General features: G+C 71.1%; 18 protein-coding genes and 3 pseudogenes. 16 read left to right on the forward strand and 5 right to left on the reverse strand.

The window, feature by feature from the left end; all coding sequences use genetic code 11:
- Nucleotides 1-89: 89 nt before the first annotated feature.
- Complete coding sequence (locus ACIBNA_RS41840; protein ID WP_399170581.1) at nucleotides 90-632, reverse strand: caspase family protein; 543 nt, start codon at nucleotides 630-632, stop codon at nucleotides 90-92.
- A 174-nt stretch (nucleotides 633-806) separates the two neighbouring features.
- On the opposite strand from ACIBNA_RS41840, the gene ACIBNA_RS41845 reads away from it, so the two are divergent.
- Both ACIBNA_RS41845 and ACIBNA_RS41850 read left to right on the forward strand, forming a co-directional pair.
- On the forward strand, nucleotides 807-1,919 hold the full coding sequence (locus tag ACIBNA_RS41845; RefSeq protein WP_399170582.1) for a hypothetical protein: 1,113 nt from the start codon (nucleotides 807-809) through the stop codon (nucleotides 1,917-1,919).
- 99 nt (nucleotides 1,920-2,018) lie between these two features.
- Nucleotides 2,019-2,696 (forward strand): response regulator, encoded by a 678-nt coding sequence (locus ACIBNA_RS41850; RefSeq protein WP_399170583.1) that lies wholly within the window; start codon nucleotides 2,019-2,021, stop codon nucleotides 2,694-2,696.
- 11 nt (nucleotides 2,697-2,707) lie between these two features.
- On the opposite strand, the gene ACIBNA_RS41855 is transcribed toward ACIBNA_RS41850, so the two are convergent.
- Nucleotides 2,708-3,730 (reverse strand): Gfo/Idh/MocA family oxidoreductase, encoded by a 1,023-nt coding sequence (locus ACIBNA_RS41855; RefSeq protein WP_399170584.1) that lies wholly within the window; start codon nucleotides 3,728-3,730, stop codon nucleotides 2,708-2,710.
- 128 nt (nucleotides 3,731-3,858) lie between these two features.
- Between ACIBNA_RS41855 and ACIBNA_RS41860 the strand changes: the two genes are divergently transcribed.
- From ACIBNA_RS41860 to ACIBNA_RS41885, 6 genes are all read left to right on the forward strand, one after another.
- Nucleotides 3,859-4,596, forward strand: coding sequence for a GntR family transcriptional regulator (locus ACIBNA_RS41860; protein ID WP_399170617.1), 738 nt, complete (start codon nucleotides 3,859-3,861; stop codon nucleotides 4,594-4,596).
- Between the two features lie 123 nt (nucleotides 4,597-4,719).
- Complete coding sequence (locus ACIBNA_RS41865) at nucleotides 4,720-5,868, forward strand: ROK family glucokinase (RefSeq protein WP_150483899.1); 1,149 nt, start codon at nucleotides 4,720-4,722, stop codon at nucleotides 5,866-5,868.
- A complete protein-coding gene (locus ACIBNA_RS41870) occupies nucleotides 5,865-6,446 on the forward strand; it encodes a sugar kinase (protein ID WP_399170585.1) in 582 nt (193 codons plus the stop codon). The genes ACIBNA_RS41865 and ACIBNA_RS41870 overlap by 4 nt, the downstream gene beginning before the upstream one ends.
- Before the next feature lie 106 nt (nucleotides 6,447-6,552).
- Nucleotides 6,553-9,402, forward strand: coding sequence for a DEAD/DEAH box helicase (locus ACIBNA_RS41875; protein ID WP_399170586.1), 2,850 nt, complete (start codon nucleotides 6,553-6,555; stop codon nucleotides 9,400-9,402).
- Nucleotides 9,399-11,519: an SWIM zinc finger family protein gene (locus ACIBNA_RS41880; RefSeq protein WP_399170587.1), complete on the forward strand. Its 2,121-nt coding sequence runs from the start codon at nucleotides 9,399-9,401 to the stop codon at nucleotides 11,517-11,519. The genes ACIBNA_RS41875 and ACIBNA_RS41880 overlap by 4 nt, the downstream gene beginning before the upstream one ends.
- A gap of 200 nt (nucleotides 11,520-11,719) precedes the next feature.
- Nucleotides 11,720-12,280, forward strand: a complete 561-nt coding sequence (locus tag ACIBNA_RS41885; RefSeq protein ID WP_399170588.1) for an NADPH-dependent FMN reductase — start codon at nucleotides 11,720-11,722, stop codon at nucleotides 12,278-12,280.
- 158 nt (nucleotides 12,281-12,438) lie between these two features.
- Here the strand turns inward: ACIBNA_RS41885 and ACIBNA_RS41890 are convergent.
- Nucleotides 12,439-13,258 (reverse strand): annotated as a pseudogene (locus ACIBNA_RS41890) (transposase family protein).
- A gap of 36 nt (nucleotides 13,259-13,294) precedes the next feature.
- Here ACIBNA_RS41890 and ACIBNA_RS41895 point away from each other — a divergent pair.
- Complete coding sequence (locus tag ACIBNA_RS41895; RefSeq protein WP_399170589.1) at nucleotides 13,295-14,563, forward strand: MFS transporter; 1,269 nt, start codon at nucleotides 13,295-13,297, stop codon at nucleotides 14,561-14,563.
- Nucleotides 14,564-14,723: 160 nt separating this feature from the next.
- Here ACIBNA_RS41895 and ACIBNA_RS41900 read toward each other — a convergent pair whose 3' ends face one another.
- Nucleotides 14,724-14,882 carry a hypothetical protein gene (locus tag ACIBNA_RS41900; RefSeq protein WP_399170590.1) on the reverse strand — a complete coding sequence of 53 codons (159 nt, stop codon included), beginning with the start codon at nucleotides 14,880-14,882 and terminating at the stop codon, nucleotides 14,724-14,726.
- A gap of 495 nt (nucleotides 14,883-15,377) precedes the next feature.
- Between ACIBNA_RS41900 and ACIBNA_RS41905 the strand changes: the two are divergent.
- The 6 genes and pseudogenes from ACIBNA_RS41905 to ACIBNA_RS41930 all read left to right on the forward strand — a co-directional run.
- Nucleotides 15,378-15,470 (forward strand): annotated as a pseudogene (locus ACIBNA_RS41905) (hypothetical protein); the annotation flags it as partial.
- A gap of 155 nt (nucleotides 15,471-15,625) precedes the next feature.
- The gene (locus tag ACIBNA_RS41910; RefSeq protein ID WP_399170592.1) at nucleotides 15,626-16,324 is read left to right on the forward strand and encodes a class I SAM-dependent methyltransferase; all 699 of its coding nucleotides are present in this window, start codon (nucleotides 15,626-15,628) and stop codon (nucleotides 16,322-16,324) included.
- 26 nt (nucleotides 16,325-16,350) lie between these two features.
- Nucleotides 16,351-17,292 (forward strand): AraC family transcriptional regulator, encoded by a 942-nt coding sequence (locus ACIBNA_RS41915; RefSeq protein ID WP_399170593.1) that lies wholly within the window; start codon nucleotides 16,351-16,353, stop codon nucleotides 17,290-17,292.
- Nucleotides 17,293-17,450: 158 nt separating this feature from the next.
- A complete protein-coding gene (locus ACIBNA_RS41920) occupies nucleotides 17,451-18,086 on the forward strand; it encodes a DsbA family protein (protein WP_399170595.1) in 636 nt (211 codons plus the stop codon).
- 248 nt (nucleotides 18,087-18,334) lie between these two features.
- Nucleotides 18,335-19,303: a DUF6615 family protein gene (locus tag ACIBNA_RS41925; protein ID WP_399170596.1), complete on the forward strand. Its 969-nt coding sequence runs from the start codon at nucleotides 18,335-18,337 to the stop codon at nucleotides 19,301-19,303.
- A 563-nt stretch (nucleotides 19,304-19,866) separates the two neighbouring features.
- Nucleotides 19,867-20,136, forward strand: a pseudogene (locus ACIBNA_RS41930) (GNAT family N-acetyltransferase); the annotation flags it as partial.
- Nucleotides 20,137-20,264: 128 nt separating this feature from the next.
- Here ACIBNA_RS41930 and ACIBNA_RS41935 read toward each other — a convergent pair.
- On the reverse strand, nucleotides 20,265-21,044 hold the full coding sequence (locus tag ACIBNA_RS41935; protein ID WP_399170597.1) for a biosynthetic peptidoglycan transglycosylase: 780 nt from the start codon (nucleotides 21,042-21,044) through the stop codon (nucleotides 20,265-20,267).
- A gap of 306 nt (nucleotides 21,045-21,350) precedes the next feature.
- Here ACIBNA_RS41935 and ACIBNA_RS41940 point away from each other — a divergent pair, with 306 nt between their 5' ends.
- Nucleotides 21,351-21,506, forward strand: coding sequence for a hypothetical protein (locus ACIBNA_RS41940; RefSeq protein ID WP_399170598.1), 156 nt, complete (start codon nucleotides 21,351-21,353; stop codon nucleotides 21,504-21,506).
- Nucleotides 21,507-21,708: the final 202 nt, after the last annotated feature.

Here is a 21,708-nt window from a genome sequence, read left to right on the forward strand (position 1 = left end):
CTCCGCCTTGCAGAGGCACGCACCAGACCCCGCTCGCCGGCACCGAGCAGAACAGTCGCTTCCCTGCGACCTGATCCAAACGACAGACCCTAGACGTCGGCTCGCGGGGTGGCGGGCGGACTGGGTCGGCCTGACGCCGTGTGCCACCAGGGCTGCCAGGGCACGCCCCGGACAGCCGCGCCGGGCGGACCGGCGGCGTCCTGGCGCGTCGCACCGCCCGAGTGGCAGCAGTCCAGCACCGCGACGACATGGGTGCCGCGGGCCGCGATGCCGTCCAGGAGCGCCCCGAGTTCGGTGTCCCACAGCACCGGCTGCCCGCCCGGCATCAGGCTGTCGTGGCACACCAGCGCCCGCGACCAGCCGGTGGCCTCGCCCGGATCGGCGGTCGGACTCTGGCTGCCGTGCCCGCTGAACCACGGCAGCGCGGTGTCGCCCGGCCCGCTGTCCCCGAGATGCTCCGCGAGCCCCGCGAGCACGGCCGCCCGGCTCGCCTCGGCGTCGTACAGCGTCCGGATCCGCGTGGCCGGAGCGCTCCGGCTCCGCAGCCAGTTCTCCGCCTCCCGTGCGTCGTTGACGCAGCCGCGCAGCGGCAGGCCGGGGTAGTCGTCGATGCCCACGAGCAGGGCGTACACGTGCGCATGGGGTGATCCTTCCAGGCCCGCCGGGGCGCGGGCGGGGCGTTTCCGGGGCGCACGCCGGGCGCATGCGCGCAACCCCATGTCCGCGCGTCCCGGGGCGAGTTGACTTGGCCGTGGTGATGGCTGATGTTTGTGCCGCCTTCAGCACCGCGCGTAACGGAAGGAAACATGCACGTGAGTTTCGGGGGACCCACCAATCCGTACCAGCCACCCGGGCCGCCGAACGGCGGACCGTACCCGCCGCCTCCGGCCAACGGCCCCCACGTGCCGCCTCATTACGTGCCGCCCCAGCCGGGCCCGGCACCGTACGGCTACCCGCACCCCCAGCCGTACCCGTACCCGCACCCCCCGCAACCGCAACCGCAGCCGTACCCGTACGTCCCCCAGCCGCGGCCCGGCGCCCGGGGCCCGGGGTGGGGCGGTCTGCGCGGTGGCGAATGGCCGTCGGTGCGCGAGCTGTTGCGGCAGGGGCAGCCGCGGGTCTCCGGCTGCATGTGGCTGGTGCTGCTCGCCCCGTGCACCTGGTTCGCGTTCCTGCCGCTCGTGCTGTGCTACTCGTTCGCGCGCTCGGCCCGCATCCGGGCCCACCGGCTGTTCCCGCACACGCACCGGGCCGTCGACGACCGGCGCGTGACGCGCGTGCAGAAGGTGCGGGCCTGGACCGCGGCCGCCATGTCCCTGCTGCTGCTCGCCATGTACGGCAAACCGGAGGACGTCACCGAGGCCCAGGAGCAGTACATGCTGCGGCTGGTGATCACCCCGCTCCTGCTGCTCATGAGCGCCCCCGTCGTGATCGCGGTGCTGTTCCGGTGGGCGTCGTCGGAGACCAGGTCGGCCATGCGGGTACGGGTACGGGCCGCCCTGCGGTCGGCCCGCTGGTACGTCGGCGCCGTGATGGGCGTCCCGTTGCTCGGCGGGGTGATCATCATGCTCGGCCAGCGCCAGACACCCTCCTCCGGTTCGACGGGCGCCGCCCCCTGGCTGATCCTCGCGGCCGCCCTGCCCCTGGTCTGGCTGTTGTTCTTCCTGGGGTTCGCCACGGGTCCGGCCATCCGCACGGGCTTCAACACCGCGGCCGTGCACGCCGCGCTCCCCGCCCTGCTGACCGGCACGCTGGTGTGGGAGTTTTCCGTCGTCAGCCTGCTCGCGGGCGGCCTGCCGCCCGGGCCGCCGGTGATCCAGGCCCTGGCCGTCATCGGCGGTCCCGCCTCGGTGACGGCGGTGGTCTGGTGGGAGATCAGCCGCCTGCGCACCCTGTTCGGGGTGACACTGCGCGCCTGAGCACGAGGCCCGTCAACTCCGCGGTCGGTACGAGGCGTTGGCGTGGGCGACCGCCCGTCCGCGCCCCGCATCCGCCCCGGCCGTGATTACGTATGGCCCATGACTGCGATCAGACTGCTCCTCGTCGACGACGATCCGCTGGTGCGGGCCGGACTGTCCTTCATGATGGGCGGGGCCGACGACATCGAGATCGTCGGCGAGGCGGCCGACGGCGGCGAGGTGGAGGAGCTCGTCGACCGCACCCGCCCGGACGTCGTGCTCATGGACATCCGGATGCCGACGGTGGACGGTCTCACGGCCACGGAGCGGCTGCGCGCCCGCAAGGACGCCCCGCAGGTGGTGGTCCTCACCACCTTCCACGCCGACGAACAGGTCCTGCTGGCGCTGCGCGCGGGCGCCGCCGGATTCGTCCTCAAGGACACTCCGCCGGCCGAGATCCTCGCCGCGGTGCGCCGGGTCGCGGCCGGCGACCCGGTCCTGTCGCCCACCGTCACCCGCCAGTTGATGCAGCACGCGGTCGGCACCGCCGCCGACACCCGCCGCACACGCGCGGCGGCCCGCATGGCCGCCCTCAACGACCGCGAGCGCGAGGTCGCCGTCGCGGTCGGCCGGGGCCTGTCCAACGCCGAGATCGCCACCGGCCTCTTCATGAGCGTCGCCACCGTCAAGACGCACGTCTCCCGCATCCTGGCCAAGCTCGACCTCAACAACCGCGTGCAGATCGCGCTGCTGGCCTACGACGCGGGACTCCTGGAGGAGGAACAGGAGGGCCACTGACCGCCCTGCCGTCACACGAAGGGGGAGGCGGTCCCGCCGGGGATCTCCGCGAGGTGCACCGGCCTGCGCTCCCGGCGCGACAGCTCGCACGCCTCGGCGACGCGCAGCGCCTGAAGGGCCTCGCGCCCGTCGCAGGGGTTGGCCCGTTCGCCCCGCACGACCTCGACGAACGCGTTCAGCTCCGCCTCGTAGGCGGGGCCGAAGCGCTCCAGGAAGCCGGTCCAGGGCTTGTCCGCGGCCGGCGGCCCGGTCGGCTCGGTGGACGCGATCGGCGTACGGTCGTCCAGGCCGACCACGATCTGGTCGAGCTCCCCGGCCAGCTCCATGCGCACGTCGTAGCCGGCCCCGTTCAGGCGGGCGCCGGTGACGGTGGCGAGCGTGCCGTCGTCGAGGGTGAGGAGCGCGGCACCCGTGTCGACGTCGCCCGCCGTGCGGAACATCGCGGGCCCGGCGTCGGACCCGGCCGCGTACACGTCCGCCACCTCGCGGCCCGTCACCCAGCGCAGCACGTCGAAGTCGTGGATCAGCGTGTCCCGGTACAGCCCGCCGGACAGCGGCAGCCACGCCGCGGGCGGCGGCGTCTGGTCGCTGGTCAGCGCCCGCACGGTGTGCAGCCGCCCCAGCCTGCCCGAGCGCACGGCCTCGCGGGCGCCCCGGTAGCCGGCGTCGAAACGGCGCTGGAAGCCCATCTGGAGCACCGTCCCGGCCGTCTCGACCTCGGTGATCGCGCTCAGGGTCCCCGGCAGATCCAGCGCGATGGGCTTCTCGCAGAACACCGGCAGGCCCGAGCGTGCTGCCCGACCGATCAGTTCGGCGTGGGCCGACGTAGCCGTCGTGATCACCACGGCGTCGACCCCCCAGCGGAAGATCTCCTCCACGCCCGGCGCGGCCGTCTCACCCAGCCGGTGCGCCAGTTCCTGGGCCCGCGAGGCGTCCGCGTCCGTGAGGATCAGGGAGCCGACGTCGCGGTGCCGGCTGAGCGTGTTCGCGTGGATCGTGCCGATGCGGCCCGTACCGATGACGCCGATGCGCATGGAAACAAAGTGCGGGCACAGTTCGCCCCTGTCAATCGGAATGTCCGGACAATCTGACTACACAACTTCCCGTCAACAACGCACGGAGCTACGCTCGGCCCGTGCCGAAACCAGAAGTGGACCCGACCGTGCAGCTCGAGCTGAGCGTGGACCGCAGCTCTCCCGTGCCGTTGTACTTCCAGCTGTCCCAGCAGCTGGAGGCCGCCATCGAGCACGGCACGCTGACCCCCGGCAGCCTGCTGGGCAACGAGATCGAGCTCGCCGCCCGGCTCGGCCTGTCCCGGCCGACCGTCCGCCAGGCCATCCAGTCGCTCGTCGACAAGGGCCTCCTCGTCCGCCGCCGAGGCGTGGGCACCCAGGTCGTGCACAGCCAGGTCAAGCGCCCGCTGGAACTCAGCAGCCTCTACGACGACCTGGAGGCGGCGGGCCAGCGCCCGGCCACCAAGGTCCTGGTCAACACGCTCGTGCCCGCCTCCGCCGAGGTCGCCGCCGCACTCGGCGTCGCCGAGGACAGCGACGTCCACCGCGTGGAGCGTCTGCGCCTCGCCCACGGCGAGCCCATGGCCTACCTCTGCAACTTCCTGCCCCCCGGCCTCATCGACCTCGACACCGGCCAGCTGGAGACCACCGGCCTCTACCGCCTGATGCGAGCGGCGGGTATCACCCTGCACAGCGCCCGCCAGTCGATCGGCGCCCGTGCGGCGACGCAGACAGAGGCGGAACGACTGGCGGAGGAGGCAGGGGCCCCGCTGCTCACCATGCAACGCGTCACGTTCGACGACACGGGCCGAGCAGTGGAATTCGGCACGCACACGTACCGCCCGACGCGCTATTCGTTCGAGTTCCAGCTGCTGGTACGGACGTGAGGGTGATGCCGCTGAGGGGCGGGGGGAACCGCGCGACAAGCCCCCACGCACCCGCACTCGGCACTGATCCGCACCACCCCTCTGCTCCGCACCCTGCCTCCCCGTGAGGCAGAATCGGCGGCGATGAGCACCTACCGCGACTTCACCGCCCCCATCGGCTCCCGCCGTGCCACCGTGCTCCGCACCGTCGGCACCCGGGAGCGCCGCTCACACCTGACGGCACCCCGCGTACCGACGGTCGGCATCGACATCGGCGGTACGAAGGTGATGGCGGGCGTCGTCGACGCCGACGGCAACATCCTGGAGAAGGTCCGCACGGAGACGCCGGACAAGTCCAAGAGCCCCAAGGTCGTCGAGGACACCATCGCCGAGCTGGTCCTGGACCTCTCGGACCGGCACGACGTGCACGCCGTCGGCATCGGCGCGGCCGGCTGGGTCGACGCCGACCGCAACCGCGTGCTGTTCGCCCCCCACCTGTCCTGGCGCAACGAACCGCTCCGCGACCGCCTCTCGGGCCGGCTCTCCGTGCCGGTGCTCGTGGACAACGACGCCAACACCGCCGCCTGGGCCGAGTGGCGCTTCGGCGCCGGCCGCGGCGAGGACCACCTCGTGATGATCACGCTCGGCACCGGCATCGGCGGCGCGATTCTGGAGGACGGCCAGGTCAAGCGCGGCAAGTACGGCGTCGCCGGCGAGTTCGGCCATATGCAGGTCGTCCCCGGCGGCCACCGCTGCCCGTGCGGCAACCGCGGCTGCTGGGAGCAGTACAGCTCCGGAAACGCCCTGGTCCGCGAGGCGCGCGAGCTGGCAGCGGCCGACTCGCCGGTGGCGTACGGGATCATCGAGCACGTCAAGGGCAACATCGGCGACATCACCGGCCCGATGATCACCGAGCTGGCCCGTGAGGGCGACGCCATGTGCATCGAGCTGCTCCAGGACATCGGCCAGTGGCTCGGCGTCGGCATCGCCAACCTCGCGGCCGCCCTCGACCCCTCCTGCTTCGTCATCGGCGGCGGCGTCTCGGCCGCCGACGACCTGCTGATCGGCCCCGCGCGGGACGCGTTCCGCAGGCATCTGACCGGCCGCGGCTACCGCCCCGAGGCCCGTATCGCCCGGGCCCAGCTCGGCCCCGAGGCGGGCATGGTCGGCGCCGCGGACCTCGCCCGGCTGGTCGCCCGCCGCTTCCGGCGCGCCAAGCGCCGCCGCGTGGAGCGCTACGAGCGCTACGAGCGGTACACGCAGTCGCTCCGCAGTACCCAGGAGACGCTGTGACCGCATCCCTGCCGCACCAGGGCTCCTGGCCGGACGGTGAGGAACGCCCGGCCGAGGACCGCCGCCACATGATCCGCCGCAGGGCGCTCACCCTGCTGATCATCGTGCTGCTCATCGGCATCCCGGCCGGCTACCTGGTGATCTCCGCGAACCAGAGCCGGGACAGCGGCAAGGACAAGGAGGCGAAGTACTCGGCGACCGGCCTGACCGAGGGCTGGCCGTCCAAGCTCCAGCGCCGGATCTACCAGGTACCCGTCCCGCACCCGGCCTGGCACGTGGCGTACTACGAGACCAACAACTGGAAGACCAGCCGCCTGTACGCCCAGTTCGAGACCAACGCGGCCGGTCTGGACGCCTACCTGACGGGCCTGGGCATGACCCGCGACGACCTGAAGAAGGGCCACATCACCATCGGCGCCCGCGACCGCAAGGTCACCGGCTGGACGTTCCCCGAGGGCGACTCCTGGTACGGCTTCGTCCACCGGCAGAAGAACCCCGCACCCACGCACGACGTGGTGGTGGACCTGTCCAACCCGGCGTATCCGTGGGTGTACGTGGTGTCCCGGACGGTGCCCTGACCCGAAGCCCGGTCCGGCCGGCGCGGCCGTCGGGGCCGATTGTCAGACCCCGCCCGTAGAGTCGGAGACAGCTGACCCGAAACGCGGGCGGGAGGTGGCAGGACGTATGGGTGACACGGCTGTGATGGCCGAGCGGGCGGCAAAGCGGACGGTTCCGGTCCGGCTCCCGGCCGTCTTCCTGCCCGCGCCCCTCCCGCGCGACGGGCGCATCGCCTTCTGGGACCCCGAAGGGCAGCCCCTGCCCGCAGAGATCACAGAGCTCACCGAGGACACCGAGCTCACCGTCGTACGACGGCACGGCGCCGCGGTCCGGCGGCGCGCCACCCCGGCGCTGTCCCTCCCGCTGGACGAGGCCCTGCCGCTCCTGGTGCGCGCCCGGCACGACCCCGCGGCCCACCCCGCCACCGCCTGCTGGGGCGCGGCCGCCCTGCACGCCCTGCGGCTGACCGCGCGCGGCCGGCTGCTGCCCGGCCTGACCCCCACGGGCCACGACGCCTGGCGCGCCGGCCCGCTCGACCCGGACGACATCGCACACCTGCGCGCGGTGGCCGCCGCCCTCCCGTACGAGGGGCACGCCGTCCCGCTGCCCGGCCCGGGCCCGATCCGCCTGCCCGAACCGGAAGCGCTGGTACGCGCCTTCCTGGACGCGGTCGCCGACACCCTGCCGCGCACCCCCGCCGCACCCCACGCCACCGGCAGACCCTTCGCGGCCCGCGACGCCCAGCACCTGCCCGATGCCCACGACTGGGCCGCCGAGGTCGCCGCCGGCATGGACGCCGGGGTGCGGATCTCGCTCCGGCTGGACCTCTCGGCGTACGACCTGTTCGACGACGCCTTCGACGGCGGCGCACGCGGCGCCGGCGCCGCGATCGTCCAGGTGCACAGCCTCGCCGACCCCACCCTCGTCGCCGACGCGGCGGCGCTGTGGGCGGGCGAGGCCGACGACGCCTTCGGCCCGCGCGCCCGGGTGGACGCGGCCCTCGCCGTCCGCCGCGCGGCCCGGGTCTGGCCCCCGCTCGACCGGCTCGCCGACCAGGACGTGCCCGACGTGCTGGCGCTGACAGAGGACGAGCTGAGCGACCTGCTCGGTGTCGCGGCCACCCGGCTCGCCGCGGCCGGCGTCGCCGTGCACTGGCCCAGGGACCTGGCCCAGGACCTCTCCGCCGCGGCGGTGGTCCGGCCGGCCCCCGGCTCGGCGACCGACGGCACCGGCTTCTTCGAGAGCGAGGATCTGCTCCAGTTCCGCTGGCAGCTGGCGCTCGGCGGCGACCCGCTCACCGAGAGCGAGATGGACGCCCTCGCCGAGGCCCACCGCCCGGTCGTCCGGCTGCGCGACCAGTGGGTGCTGGTCGACCCGGCCCTCGTCCGCAAGGCCCGCAAGCGCGACCTGGGGCTGCTCGACCCGGTCGACGCGCTGTCCGTCGCCCTCACCGGCACCGCCGACGTGGACGGCGAGACGGTCGAGGCCGTACCGGCCGGCGCGCTCGCCGCCCTGCGCGACCGCCTCACCGCGGGGGTACGCCCGGCCGCACCGCCGCCGGGCCTGCGCGCCACCCTCCGTGACTACCAGCTCCGGGGCCTGGCCTGGCTCGACCTGATGACCTCCCTCGGCCTCGGCGGCTGCCTCGCCGACGACATGGGCCTCGGCAAGACCGTCACCCTCATCGCCCTGCACCTGAAGCGGGCCCGCCGCGAACCGACCCTGGTGGTCTGCCCGGCCTCGCTGCTGGGCAACTGGCAGCGGGAGATCACCCGTTTCGCGCCCGGCGTCCCGGTCCGCCGCTTCCACGGCCCGGACCGCAGCCTGGCCGACCTGGCCGGCGGCTTCGTCCTCACCACGTACGGCACGATGCGTTCGGCGGCCTCCGCCCTGGCCGGGCAGGCGTGGGGCATGGTCGTCGCCGACGAGGCGCAGCACGTCAAGAACCCCTACTCGGCGACGGCCAAGGCGCTGCGCACCATCCCGTCCCCCGCGCGCGTGGCCCTGACCGGGACGCCCGTCGAGAACAACCTGTCGGAGCTGTGGGCGCTGCTCGACTGGACCACGCCGGGCCTGCTCGGCCCGCTGAAGTCCTTCCGCGCCCGGCACGCCCGTGCCGTGGAGAACGGCGAGGACGAGCAGGCGGTGGAGCGCCTGGCCCGCCTGGTCCGGCCCTTCCTGCTGCGCCGGAAGAAGTCCGACCCGGGCATCGTCCCCGAGCTGCCCCCCAAGACGGAGACCGACCACCCCGTGCCGCTCACCCGCGAACAGGGCGCGCTGTACGAGGCGGTGGTCCGCGAGTCGATGCTCGCCATCGAGACCGCCGAGGGCATGGCACGCCGGGGCCTGGTGCTGAAGCTCCTGACGTCGCTGAAGCAGATCTGCAACCACCCGGCCCTGTACCTGAAGGAGGAGCCCGCCCGGCCCGGCGGCGACCGGCTCGCCGCCCGCTCCGGCAAACTGGTGCTGCTGGACGAGCTGTTGGACACCCTGCTCGCCGAGGACGGATCCGCTCTGGTCTTCACCCAGTACGTCGGGATGGCCCGTCTGATCACCTCCCACCTGGCCACCCGCGCGGTCCCGGTAGACCTCCTCCACGGCGGCACGCCGGTACCGGAGCGGGAGCGCATGGTGGACCGCTTCCAGACCGGCTCGACCCCGGTCCTGGTGCTGTCCCTCAAGGCGGCCGGTACTGGCCTCAACCTCACCCGCGCGGGTCACGTCGTCCACTTCGACCGGTGGTGGAACCCGGCCGTCGAGGAACAGGCCACCGACCGTGCCTACCGCATCGGCCAGACCCAGCCCGTCCAGGTCCACCGCCTCATCACCGAGGGCACGATCGAGGACCGCATCGCCGAGATGCTCCAGGCCAAGCGCGCCCTCGCCGACGCGATCCTCGGCTCCGGCGAGTCGGCCCTCACCGAACTGACGGACCGTGAACTGTCCGACCTGGTCTCCCTGCGGAGGACGCCATGACGCCGCGCCCGGCCGACGAGGCCCGCCGGGCCCTGCGGGCGGCCCGGGAGCGGGCGGCGTCCGACCCGGACCCGGCACCGGCTTCCCGTCCCGCGCCCTCCCCGGCCCCGGCCCCCGTCGGGCAGGAGGCCCCCCAACCGGCAGACATCGCCCGTGAGGCACTGCGAAGGGCGGTGTCCGAGCACCGGGGCGGCGCAGGCCCGGCGAGGGACATGGGGGTGCTGCGGGATACAGACGCCGAGGTGATCGCCGATCAGCCGGGAGACATCTCGCGGGACACGTCGGGACCCGCGGGGCCGGACGGCTCCGACCACCGAGGAGAGACCGGGGAGGCCCCGGCCCCGACGAACTCGGTCGGCACTCCCACCGACGAGGAGGACCGGTCCGCCGCCCCACCCGAGAGCACGGTGACCGCTCCCTCAGGCGGCACCGACCGGCCGGCCCCCCGCGCGGCGGACATCGCACGCGAGGCGCTGCGCGCGGCTCGGGAGGAAGCCCGGCGGGCACGGGAGGAGACGGAAAGCGAAGGGGCCCGGCGCAGGCGCGGGACACGGCAGAGCCGTGTGGACGAGCGGGCGGCGGCCCTCCGGCGGACGCGCGGAAACGCCGTCGGCGGGGAAACGCGTGACGTACGGCAGGTGCTGTCCGACGCCTTCCGGATGCCCGCGACGGACCCCGGGGGGATGCCCGAGGCCCCGGACGAGACCGGCCATGAGGACTCGCCCTCACCCGACCCCGGCATCCCCGACGCCGCCACAGCCACCGCGCCGCCCCATGACCCCACCCCCTCCACCGCCCCGCCCCCGGCCCCCCGGACGCCTGGCGACCTCCACAGCCCCCGGGCCCCCCACTCCATGGCCGCTCCCAACCGCGACAACGAACTCCGCCGCACCTTCCCCGCCTTCCCACCCCGGGATCCGGACGACAAGGGCTTCGCCGAGAGCTGGTGGGGAAACGCGTGGGTCGCAGCCCTGGAACAGGGCGCGCTGGACGTCAAGCGGCTGGAGCGCGGGCGGGGTTATGCCGGGCAGGGACATGTCGACGCCATCACCGTGACGCCCGGCCTGGTGCTGGCGTACGTGCGGGGCAGTCGTCCGCGCCCGTACCGCGTGCAGGTGCGGCTGCGCACGCTCGACGACTCCGACTGGGAGCGGTTCCTGGACGCCGCCGCCGACCGGCCCGGGCACATCGCGGCGCTCCTCGACAAGGAGATGCCCCAGTCCCTCGCGGACTGCGGCGTTCCCCTGCTGCCGGGCCCGGGCGATCTGGAGCCGCGCTGCAGCTGCCCCGACCGGGGCCACCCCTGCAAGCACGCCGCCGCCCTGTGCTACCAGACCGCGCGGCTGCTCGACGCCGACCCCTTCGTCCTGCTCCTGCTGCGCGGCCGGGGCGAACGCGAGCTGCTCGACGCGCTGTCCCGGCTGAGCGCCACCCGCGCGGCGCGCGCCGCCCAGGACAGGGGACCGGCGCCTCTCCCCGGAGTGCGGGCCGGTGACGTTCTCACGCCGCGCGCCCTCCCGCCCCTGCCGGCGCCGCTCCCGCCGCCCCCGCACCCCGAACAGCCCCCGGCCTACCCGGCGTCCCCCGGCGGCCCGGACCCGTTCGCACTGGACCAACTGGCCACGGACGCCGCCGCGCGGGCCCACGCCCTGCTCACCACGGGCCGTGACCCGGTCGGGCAGCTGACGCTCTGGGAGGACGCGGTCCGCCTGGCCGCGGCCCGCCCCGGCTCGGGACTCACCGCGGGCACCCGGGCGCTCTACTCCTCCCTCGCCTCCGCGGCGGGCCGCACCCCGTCCGAGCTGGCCCGTGCGGTCGCCGCCTGGCGCCAGGGCGGACCGGAGGGCCTCGCCGTACTGGAGGAGCCGTGGGACCCGCCGGCCGGCCGGTTCGACCGGGCGCGTCCGCTGCTCCTCGCCGCCGACCTGCCCGCCTTCCGCCCCTGGCGCAACCACCTCACCCACCCCCACGGCCACGTCCAGCTCCGCCTGGGCCGCGACGGCCTGTGGTACGCCTACGAGTCCGAGCCGGGCCACGACGACTGGTGGCCCCGCGGTACCCCCGACCTGGATCCGGTCGGCGCCCTGACGGGCCTGGGCATGCCGAGCGACCTCTGAAGAGCCGCCGCCGGAACGGGCGGTGAGCGTGGAGCGGTGAGTGCCGCGGTGCAGCGGTGCTCTCAGAACGGCTGCACTGAGAGACGCACGCGTATGAATGGCGGACTGTGACGCATGGAGCCTCCGAGTCGATCTACGTACGCTGCAGTTCAGTGGCGCCGGAGCGCCCGTTTCCCATTTAGAGCAGAGAGCGGCTACTCATGATCAAGGTCGGAATTGTCATCGCCAGTACCCGCCCGGGACGCGTCGGGGAGGACGTGGGCCGGTGGGTGCTCGACGTCGCCGAGCGGCACGGCGGCGCCACCTACGAGTTGGTGGACCTCAGGGACTACGACCTGCCGCACCTCGACGAGCCCGTACCCGCGCTGCTGGGCGGTTACAGCCAGCCCCACACGCACCGCTGGGCCGAGAAGGTCGGCTCCCTCGACGCCTTCGTGTTCGTCACGCCCGAGTACAACCACAGTGCCCCGGGGGTGTTGAAGAACGCTCTCGACTTCCTGTACGCGGAGTGGAACGACAAGTCCGCGGGCTTCGTCGGCTACGGCATGGAGGGCGCCGGCCGCGCGATCGCGCACCTGCGCAACACCATGGCCGCGATCGGCATCGCCGATGTGCGCCATCACGCAGCCCTGCTGATGCACCACGACTTCGTCGACTTCAAGGAGCTCAAGCCGCAGCCTCACCAGGAAGACGCGGTGATCAAGATGCTCGACGACGTCATCTCCTGGGGCACCGCGCTGCGGACGCTGCGCGACAACTGACCCACGCACGGCGCTTGATGCCCCGGCAGGAACCTGCCGGGGCATCAAGTTGTCGGCGCCCCCGGACGGCTCGGTCCTGGAGAATCTCAAACCAACTTGTCGACTGCATGGTCAAGCCCTATGGCTTCCAGGAGCCACTGAGGTTTTCTCAGTGAAGATCACTTCCAGTGGCGGTTGAGGGCAAGGGCGGCGCGGGCTATGTCGCCGATACGGCTGGGGCTGAGGGTGACGCGCTTGAGCGTGCGCCAGCGTTCTTCGAGTTCGGCAGCGGTGCGCTCACCGAGGGCGCGGAGGTCTCTGACCAGGCAGTTCGTGGTGCGGGTGTCGGTGTCGAGGGCTTGTTCCGACTTCCCCTTCGGGCGGCGGACCGGGACGCGGATGCCGGCGCCGATGTATCCCTTGCCGGCCAGGGTGGGCAGGCCGTCTGCGGCTGCCTTGTACAACGCGGGCAGGACGTGCAGCCGGGCGGCGGTCATGTCCGGGGTGGAGCCCGGCTCGACATCGGAGACCCACAGCGGGGTGCCGTCCGGGGCGGACAGGAACTGGACGTTGCCGCCGAAACTCTTGTGTTTCTGGCTGAATCACAGGTCGTTGCCGTTGTCCCGAGTGCCGGCCAGGCGGTCGCTCTCGATGAGCATGCCGTCGAGGATCACGTGGCTCATCTCCTCCTCGCGGCAGCGGTCCAACACCTCGTGCGGATCGGGTGCTTGGGCGGCGAGGATGTCGATGCCCTCGTGCAGGTAGCGATAGCTGGTGGCCTGGGAGATGCCAGCGTCCCTGGCCAGGCAGTGCACGCAGCCCCGCTCACGGAACCAGCGCAGCACGAGGACCGCCTGCCGGAACGCACGCTACTGCTCCCAGCATTTGACACCTCCACCGAGGATGGCCGCGGCGCTGGCAACGGTTCCCGGATGGCCGGCCCGATATCCTGCGCGAAGTACGGACTGGAGGTTCCGGTCGGCGGCGGAGACCCGACACTAATGACCACCGGAGTCACCAGGGGGAGCCCGCAGCATGACCGGCACCACGGAGGCCCTTGGCGGGTCGGCCGCAGTCGACGATGCAGCACGAAGTGTCACGCGCCCGTTCTACGTATACGCCGTGCTCGCCAACACGCTGTTCCAGCGCGGCGTATTCGTCCTCTTCCTTTATCAGCGCGGCTTCTCCGTCGGGCAAGTGGCCCTACTGCAGACACTGCTCTACCTGGTCAGTGGACTTGCGGAGTTTCCGACGGGAGTCATCGCCGACCGAATCGGCAGGCGTGCCAGCATCGTGATCGGCCAGATGCTGATAGCTGGATGTCTGCTCGGTCAGGTGGCGTTCTCCAACTACTGGGTGTTCCTGGCGCTGTTCATCGGGCAGGGCGTGGGCATGGCATGTGTGTCCGGTTCGGATACCGCCCTGCTGTACGACCTGCTCGTGCGTCGTGGTGCAACGGCCGGCTACGTCAAGATCAAGTCCCGGTTCACCATGCTCGGGACGGTCGCCTCGGGAGCCGCCATCGTCCTCGGCGGCCAACTGCAGCAGATTTCCTGGGGAGTCGTCTACGTCGGTTCGGCGGCGTGCCTCGTCCTGGCCATGGTGGTGCTGATGTCAGGGGTGCCCGAGATCCGCGGCGCGGACGCGGTGGACGAGCAGGACGGAGCCGAGGAGCACGGCGACGCCACAGCATGGCGGGCGATGCTTCGGGTCGCCACGCCGGCGCTCGTGACGCTTGTCGTGGTGTCCGGATTGATGCATGCGACTTTGACGCCGTACATCATTTTCACGCAGAAGACCCTCTCCGCTCAGGGAGCGGGCACCGCATTGGTCAGCGTGGTCATAGCGGCGGGATTCTTCGCCGGCGGGCTCACTCCATTGCTGTCGGACCGCGCGGACCGGCGCATCGGGTATCGGGTCATCGTCCCGGTGTCTCTCCTGACGCTCGCCGTGGCGCTCGGCCTGAGCGGCCTCGGCCTTGTGTGGGTCACCATCGCCGCGTTCCTGGTCCTGGCCGGGATTCCCGAGATCACCGCCGTGATCGTGGACAACGTGTTCAACGAGGCAGTGCCGTCGCGCCACCGGGCGAGCCTGCTGTCGATGATCGCATTCGTGGAGTCGGCGCTCATCGGCATCGGCTATCTCGTCCTCGGCGCGCTCATGGGCGGGTTGGGCTCCAGTGTGGGCATGGCCACCTACGCCGCGGTCCCCCTGCTGGCATGTCTCCTGTGGCTCCCGGTGCTCTTCCGAGGGGCACGGGTGACCACCGAGATCGAGAAGCCCGCCGACCAAAAGGCATCCTGAAACAGACCATCTCGCGCAACGTCCTGCCCGATGGCAGGGGCGCTGCTCGTTGACATGTCGCTCCCAGTCAGCGACGGAGCTGTCATCGCGACGATCAGCGCCAAACGGGATGGGAAGAATCGCGCCACTGAGAAAACCCCACTGGCCCATATCGAGGCCGTCATGCGTCGGTCCGTCCGCAGCCGCGCACGATGGAAGTCATCACCAGCGGCCCGCTGTCGACCTCCTCTATCTGCTCGCTTCGCAACCTGAAGACCTCATCTTCCTCGCAGCTGACCACGGAGCCGGAGGTCGGCAGTTCGGTGGTGGAGGAGGTCACGGGAAACCGGCCCGCACCGGCCGGGTGTCCTGTCCGTCACGGCCTTCGCGGGCACTCCCGCCGCGGGCATCGCAGGACCCGCCGCGAGAAAACGCCCGGGAATCCTGTGCGTCGCGACATGCCACGTCAAGGAGCATGGGGCCGCTGGGGACCTGGCCCGCCTGCTGCGCGACTCGGGAGGATGGAAGCGCCGGCACCCCGGATTCGTCTCGGCGACACCGTACATTGGTGTGGACGGCACAACGTACGTCAACCACCCGCAGTGGGTGAGCCAGGAGCCCTTCCGCGCCTACATGGACGATCCACGCAACGCCGCCGCACTGGAGACTGCACCGACATCGTCATGTCTTCCCTGCTCGAGCAGATCGACGCCGCACCACGGCCGGAATCCCACCGCTCCTACAGCACCGGCCCCACGACCGCCGACATCATCGGGGGCGGCTGCCGATCGAGCCCGGGTGGCGCTGGCTGGAACTCGGTTCGGGTGCCGGGTCGATGGCGTACCGGCTCGCGGACGAGGCCCACGAGGGCAGCGTGGTGGCCGGCGACATCGACACCGGCCATCTCGACGCGACCCGCGCCCCGAACCTGACCGTTCTTCAGGCGGACATCACCCGGGAGGAGTTCCCGACGGGCTCCTTCGACATGCGGTGGGACCGCAGGCTGCCGGCGGCGCTCGCCCGGGCCGGGCTGACCTCGGTGGACATGCGACGACATCGCGAGCTCTCTCGGGAAAGGAACCCATGGATCGGCCCTATGACTTCGAATCGATCTACCAGGGCCCGGCTCTGGTGCAGTACAAACAAGCCGTCGTGCCATGGGACATCGGTGAACCCCAGCCGGCGGTCACAGCCCTGGAGCGAGCGGGAGAGATTTCCACCGACGTGCTCGACGCCGGGTGCGGGGTCGGCGACAACGCCGTGTACCTCGCCGGCCGCGGTTATCGGGTCACCGGTTTCGACTACGCGGCCACGGCACTGCGCCAAGCCGAACAGCGGGCCGACGCGCTCGGTGCCGAAGTGGAGTTCGTGCAAGCCGAAGCAACGCGGCTGGACAACCTGGCCCAGAAATTCGCCACGGTGCTGGACAGCGGTTTGTACCACTCACTCGCACGGCAGCAGCGCGCACATTACGCGGAGGCGCTGCCCAAGGTGTGCCTGCCGGAAGCACGCCTGCACCTGCTGTGTTTCTCCGACGAGGCCGAGGACGGCTTCCCGGACCCGCATCGCATCAGTGAGGCTGAGCTGCGCACCACCTTCACCGGGGCATGGCGCATCGACGAGCTGCACCGCGACACTTACGTCACGGCGTTCACAAGGGAGTACCTCGAGAAGCAGGCAGGAGGCGAGCAGTTCCCCCACCTGGACACCCGGGCGCTCGCCTTCGACGGAGAGGGACGGCTGACGCGCCCGATCTGGCGTCTGACAGCCGTTCGGCTGTGACCTGACCTGTCACATAGCCTGACGCGATGGACGTACTCAGTCAGGTGACAGACGCTATGCGCACCGGCCGGCCACGTTTTGTCCGGGTCGAGGGACACCACCCTTGGAGGCGACGCATCCGACCCGTGCCCGGCACGGCGTTCCACGTCCTCTTACAGGGCTCCTGCCGGCTGGTTCCCCCCGCCGGTGATCCGGTCGTGCTCGGGGTGGGGGATGTGGTGCTCCTTCCCAACGGGCACGGCCATGGGATCGCCGACAGCTACGCCGCCCCGCTTCTGGACTCGGATCCCGCCCTGGACGAGGAGTTCGGCGAGAATGCGAGGACGGTGACCCTGGGGTCTGGCGAGCCGGGCGGGCCAGCGGCCCTCACTGTGCTGCTCAGCGGCGTGTTCCCACTCGACCAGAGCTGGTGCCACCCGGTGGTCAATGGCCTGCCCGACGTCGTCCACGTGCCGGCTCAGCTCAGGCGAGAGCCGCCGCTGCGGGTCGTTCTCGACCTGCTGCGGGAGGAGTCGGAGGGCGCCGGGATGGGCGCGGACTCGGTGATCTCCTCGCTGCTGGACACGCTCCTGCTGTACACCCTGCGGGTGTGGTATCAGGAGCACGGAGTCGGCCGTGGCTGGGGACCGGCGCTGAACGACGTGGCGATCAGCAGGGTTCTGTGCCGTATCCACAATGACCCCGGCGGGAACTGGACCGTGGAGGGCCTGGGCGAGGAAGCCGGCCTGTCCCGTTCGGCGTTCGCCCGGCGGTTCACCGAACTCGTCGGCCAGCCGCCCCTCAGCTACCTCACCTGGCTCCGGATGAACATGGCGGCACAGCGGTTGCGCGACTCCGAAGAACCGCTGGGCGCCATCGCGCAACGGGTCGGCTACACCTCCGAGTTCGCGTTCGCCGCAGCGTTCAAGCGGCTGTACGGAACAGCGCCGGGCGCCTATCGCAGACAGGAGCGGTCCGTCATGGCGTGACACCGACCCGGGCGGCGGTCCTGCGGCCCACAGGGACGGCCGTCCGCTGACGGCCGTCCGCCGACGGCTCTTCGCCGATGTCCGGTTTCCGGCGGTCCGCGGGCCCACTGATCAACAATGGTGTCCCCCGACCTGCTTGCGACCAGGAGGACCTGACCATGCAACAGAACGCCCGGACCCCGCGCCGCGTCGAGTTCGTACTCGATCTCATCTGCGTCCACTCCTACATCGCCTTAACCCGCTTCTCCCGTGCGGTGAAGCGGTACCGCGACTCCGGGGGCGAGGCCGAGGTCGTCTTCCGCCCCTACCAACTCGCGCCCGAGACGCCGCCCACCGGCAGGCCCCTCTTCGAGGTCCACAAGGAGTCCTTCGGCGAGGAGAAGGCCCGAGCCATCGCGCAGGACACCGGCTTCGGAGCCCAGGACGGGCTGAGCCTGAACTTCGAACGGGCCGTGTACACCAACACGTTCGAGGCGCACCTCCTGCTCGCCGACGCGGCCGGCCAGGGCCTGGGCGAGGCCATGGCCGAGCGGCTCTTCCGCGCCTACCTGACGGACGGACTGAACATCGGCGATCCCTCCACCCTCGCCCGGCTGGCCGACGAGATCGGCGTCGTACGCAGCGAGGACGGAGCCACGGCCCTGCGCGCCGAACTGGACAGCGTGCGCAGGCTCGGCGTCGACTCCGTGCCCCTCGTCCTCTTCGACGGCGGTCCGGCCCTGAGCGGAGCGCAGCCCGAGGCCGTCTATCTCCACGCCCTCGACACGCCGCCGGCTCCGCCCGTCGAGGGCTGAACACCCCCGCCTCCAGCGTTGCTCTTGACGCTGACCGCATGCGGTGAGGAGGCGCCGACTGTCGGGAGCCAACTCGGCGTCCCTGTCGGTGGCCTGTTCGTGCTGGAGGGGCAGGACATCGCACCCCCAGGCACTTCCCTGGACAAGCTGCACTTGGTCGACGCCACTTGGGACGAGGGTTCGCAGTGACGCTTGAACCAGGCGGTGCCCAGAAGCGTTTGTCAGTGGCCTCTGGTTAGCTGAGGGGCGTGATCGGACGCGCTCTCATATCGGCCCGTGCCGCCAGAACGGTTCAGCGGCCGTCGCTGTGCGACGTACTGCTGTGGATGGCTGGCGACACCTTCCACTGGTTGCACAACGGCCACCACCACTACCCTCCCGCGCCCGGTGAGGAGAGCCTCACCGACATGCACATCCGCCACCTGCGCCAGTTCCTCGGTGACCGCGTCAAGATCTTCCAGTTCAACAAGGATCAGGAGCGGCAGAACGGAGCGGACTGGGAGCTGTGGATCCACAATCGGTCCCATGGAGTCGGCCTGCGCATCCAGGCCAAAAAGGCGAGCAAGCAGCGAAGGTACCCCTTCGCGCACGTCGTCAAGGGCACGAACGCCGACCAGTGTGCACTGCTGCTCCAGCACGCCCTGAAGGTTCGGTGCGTGCCTGTCTACCTGCTGTACAACCACTGGGAATGGGACGGCGCGGATCTGGAGGCCGAAGCAGAAGCGGAGCAGGCGGGTTTTCTATGCGGTCACGGAGTAGATGACCCCGCTCGCCATGGCGCGACGCTGCTGTCGGCCTATCGGGTTGCGAGCGAGATCCAGCGGAAGGGGGCCGGTCACAACCTGCGGCACCGCGCCCTTTGGCCTGAATCGCTGCCGTGGAACAGGGTGTTGTGTGACTGCCGAGCCGTCAACGGAACCAGTCATCAGGTCCTCACTGGGGTCGCCGACGCGGTCAAGGGGCTGGTACGGACCGGCATGCCCGCAAGCACCTCGAGTGAGGAACAGGCCGAGTCCGTCGGCGGCATCCTGCGTGACGGCCCAAATCGTCTGCCGCAACATGTGGTCCGACTCCTTGAATCGCACGAAGCCGAACCGCCGCCCCCGCCGGTGCCCACTACCACGACGATGCTGGTGGACGTCGGCGACGACCCCGAGCAAACGCACACGTGGGAGTTCATGGGTTGTGTCCGGCCCTCGGGTCCCGCACGACGGTGAACTTCTGACAGTTCGGCTACCGGGAACCGGCGGCGCGCCGGAGAGCACGTCGATCGTCTCCCGAGGTGCCGACGGTGGGGGTGCCGAGCCGTCGGCGCCCCCGCTCTTGACCGTGTTCAGGCCGTCGCGGGCCAGAACTGCACGAGGTACTTCTCCACGCCTTCGCCCGTACCTTCCTGCTCCGACAGTGCCGCCGCCTCCCCGCGCCCGGCACAGCTCACCCGCACCCGCTGTAGATGTCGAGGCGTCCCGGGAAAGCGTTCAGGAACACGCCCTGCGCGAAGTCGTCGGGGAACGGGACGGGCAGATCACCGTCATCGGACTCCCCCTTGGCATGACAAACGACTGGTCATCCCGGTGATCCCGAGCCGCCCTTCCGAGCGCGCGTCGGCCTGTCCAGCGCTCCCTGGTACGTGCGGTGTTTGGGGAAGCCGTGGGCGCTGGCCCCGAACAGGAGGCTGTCGGCGGGCACCATCCGCTCCAGGACGCGAACAGCGCGCATGGCGAAGGAAGGTTTGCGGCGCAGGGACTGGGAGCGCGCGCGAGCCAGGAGGAACGGGCAGGACATGGTCGGCGTCGTCCTCTGCTCCATCCGCCGTCACGACCACACCGTGGGCGAGGTCGAAGAGTTGAGTGTCCGGACGGACCAGCAACGCCTCGGAATCGGCCGGGCCCTGCTGTTGGACGGGCTGCGCAGCCTTCGCGAGCAGGGTGCAACGACCGCCCGGCTGTTCACGGGCACGGCGAATCCGCACCGGTCCTACGATCTTTACGAGAGTGTGGGGTTCCGGCGGCAGAACGAGTACGTCCGTTACCGCAAGCCGCTTGCTTGACCGACCGGTCATTGGCTGTCCGGTCAGTCCACAGGATTTGACAATGCCTCGGTTTCCCTCGGTCGTGCGGTTGAACGGGACAGGCTTCGGCGCGACGTCAGGGTCGAGAAGCTGAGGAGCACTCGCTCTCAGGCGACGCCCAGGGGTGTGTCGTCGAAGGCCCTGACCTGACGTGCGGTCAGGTCGCCGACAGCCTCGAGGCGGACCAGCACCTCGGCGCGGCGCTGCCTGGCCAGGTCGGGGTTGTGGAGGGGATCGTAGGCGGAGGGCGCCTGGACGAGACCGGCAAGGAGGGCGGCCTGGGGCCAGTCCAGGTGAGCGGGACTCGTCTTGAAGTACCCGTGTGCGGCCGCGTCCAGACCGTAGTATCCATGCCCGAAATAGGCGGTGGACAGGTACATCTGCAGGATCCGGCCCTTGGGGTAGTCATGCGCGAGCTTGAGCGCCAGAGCGACCTGTTCCACCTGGTCGGGACGGGTACGTTGCCCGTTGGTGTAGAGCATCTTGGCAAGTTGCTGCTCGATGGTGGCGCCCCCGCCATCGCCTCCGCGGAGCCAGATCAGCAGCGCGCGGGCGGCGCCGGCGGGGTCAATGCCGGGGTTGTGCCAAAAACGGGCGTCCTCGGTGGCCACCAGTGCCGCGGCGACCTTGGGGGGCGTGGACAGATTCGTGGCAGTCACCCCGTGGGCGGTGGCCTGCGCGCTCACCCGGGACTGGGCGTCGCCCACCCCCGGAGTGACTGCCAGCAGCACACCCCCGGCCGCCGCGAGCACCACGGCCACGCCGAGACCGACGACGCACGCACGGGCGACGAGACGGCGCAGCCACCGCGGCAGCACTCCCCGGCGGAGGAGGCCACCGAGGGCGAGGACGGCAACGGTGCCTGTTGTGAAGGCGGAGAGGGTCACAGGAACGTTGAAACCGTAGCCGAAGACGGAACGGGCGATACCGAAGAGCGTCGCGGCTATGGCCCCGCCGAGAGCGCCGGCGGCAAGGAGCGTGCCGCGTGGCCCGGCGCGTCCAGCGCTCGGGCGCGGAGACGGGTTCCGGCGGCGAGCCGCAGAGCCTCGTACGGCAGCCGTGACGGTCGCATCCTCCCCGGCCGCTCCGACACGGAGGTCTGGTGTCGGCCCATCGGCCCGGTCAGCACTCGTCTGTGACATGTCCACCGCCAGTTCCTCGTTGCCGGCTCTCGGCCGGCCCACGTCTCCCTCATGGCGTTTCGGCGCCAGGGCCTCGCATCCATAGACGGTGACGAGGGAAAGATGGTTGCTAAATCCAGCCCAGCAGAATACGACCGCTGCCTGCAGGGCCACACGCACTGTGAACTGGAAGGCCGCTTCTTCCTGCCGATCGCCGTATCGGCGTGAATCTGAGATAAGAATTCGGTACGGAATTCATGAAGGGTTCTTCAGGGATGTCCCGCGCGAGGGCCAAGCTCCAGAAAGATCCTTCTGTGGGCGTGCAATTGATGCCTATTATGGGCGCATCAAACATTGAAGGACCTTGTTCGTGCATGAGGGGGCTCCGGTTTCATGGTGACGTACGGCCGAGGCGGACACCCGGTCGGCC

The organism is Streptomyces sp. NPDC050164, assembly GCF_044459945.1.
Lineage (GTDB): Bacteria > Actinomycetota > Actinomycetes > Streptomycetales > Streptomycetaceae > Streptomyces > Streptomyces coeruleorubidus_A.

Excerpts from the sequence above, each read along its gene's own strand:
- ACIBNA_RS41845 (WP_399170582.1), top strand. The coding sequence starts at position 807 with ATGCACGTGAGTTTCGGGGGACCCACCAATCCGTACCAGCCACCCGGG.
- ACIBNA_RS41850 (WP_399170583.1), top strand. The coding sequence starts at position 2,019 with ATGACTGCGATCAGACTGCTCCTCGTCGACGACGATCCGCTGGTGCGG.
- ACIBNA_RS41855 (WP_399170584.1), bottom strand. The coding sequence starts at position 3,730 with ATGCGCATCGGCGTCATCGGTACGGGCCGCATCGGCACGATCCACGCG.
- ACIBNA_RS41865 (WP_150483899.1), top strand. The coding sequence starts at position 4,720 with ATGAGCACCTACCGCGACTTCACCGCCCCCATCGGCTCCCGCCGTGCC.
- ACIBNA_RS41875 (WP_399170586.1), top strand. The coding sequence starts at position 6,553 with ATGGGTGACACGGCTGTGATGGCCGAGCGGGCGGCAAAGCGGACGGTT.
- ACIBNA_RS41880 (WP_399170587.1), top strand. The coding sequence starts at position 9,399 with ATGACGCCGCGCCCGGCCGACGAGGCCCGCCGGGCCCTGCGGGCGGCC.
- ACIBNA_RS41885 (WP_399170588.1), top strand. The coding sequence starts at position 11,720 with ATGATCAAGGTCGGAATTGTCATCGCCAGTACCCGCCCGGGACGCGTC.
- ACIBNA_RS41895 (WP_399170589.1), top strand. The coding sequence starts at position 13,295 with ATGACCGGCACCACGGAGGCCCTTGGCGGGTCGGCCGCAGTCGACGAT.
- ACIBNA_RS41910 (WP_399170592.1), top strand. The coding sequence starts at position 15,626 with ATGGATCGGCCCTATGACTTCGAATCGATCTACCAGGGCCCGGCTCTG.
- ACIBNA_RS41915 (WP_399170593.1), top strand. The coding sequence starts at position 16,351 with ATGGACGTACTCAGTCAGGTGACAGACGCTATGCGCACCGGCCGGCCA.
- ACIBNA_RS41920 (WP_399170595.1), top strand. The coding sequence starts at position 17,451 with ATGCAACAGAACGCCCGGACCCCGCGCCGCGTCGAGTTCGTACTCGAT.
- ACIBNA_RS41940 (WP_399170598.1), top strand. The coding sequence starts at position 21,351 with ATGGCGTTTCGGCGCCAGGGCCTCGCATCCATAGACGGTGACGAGGGA.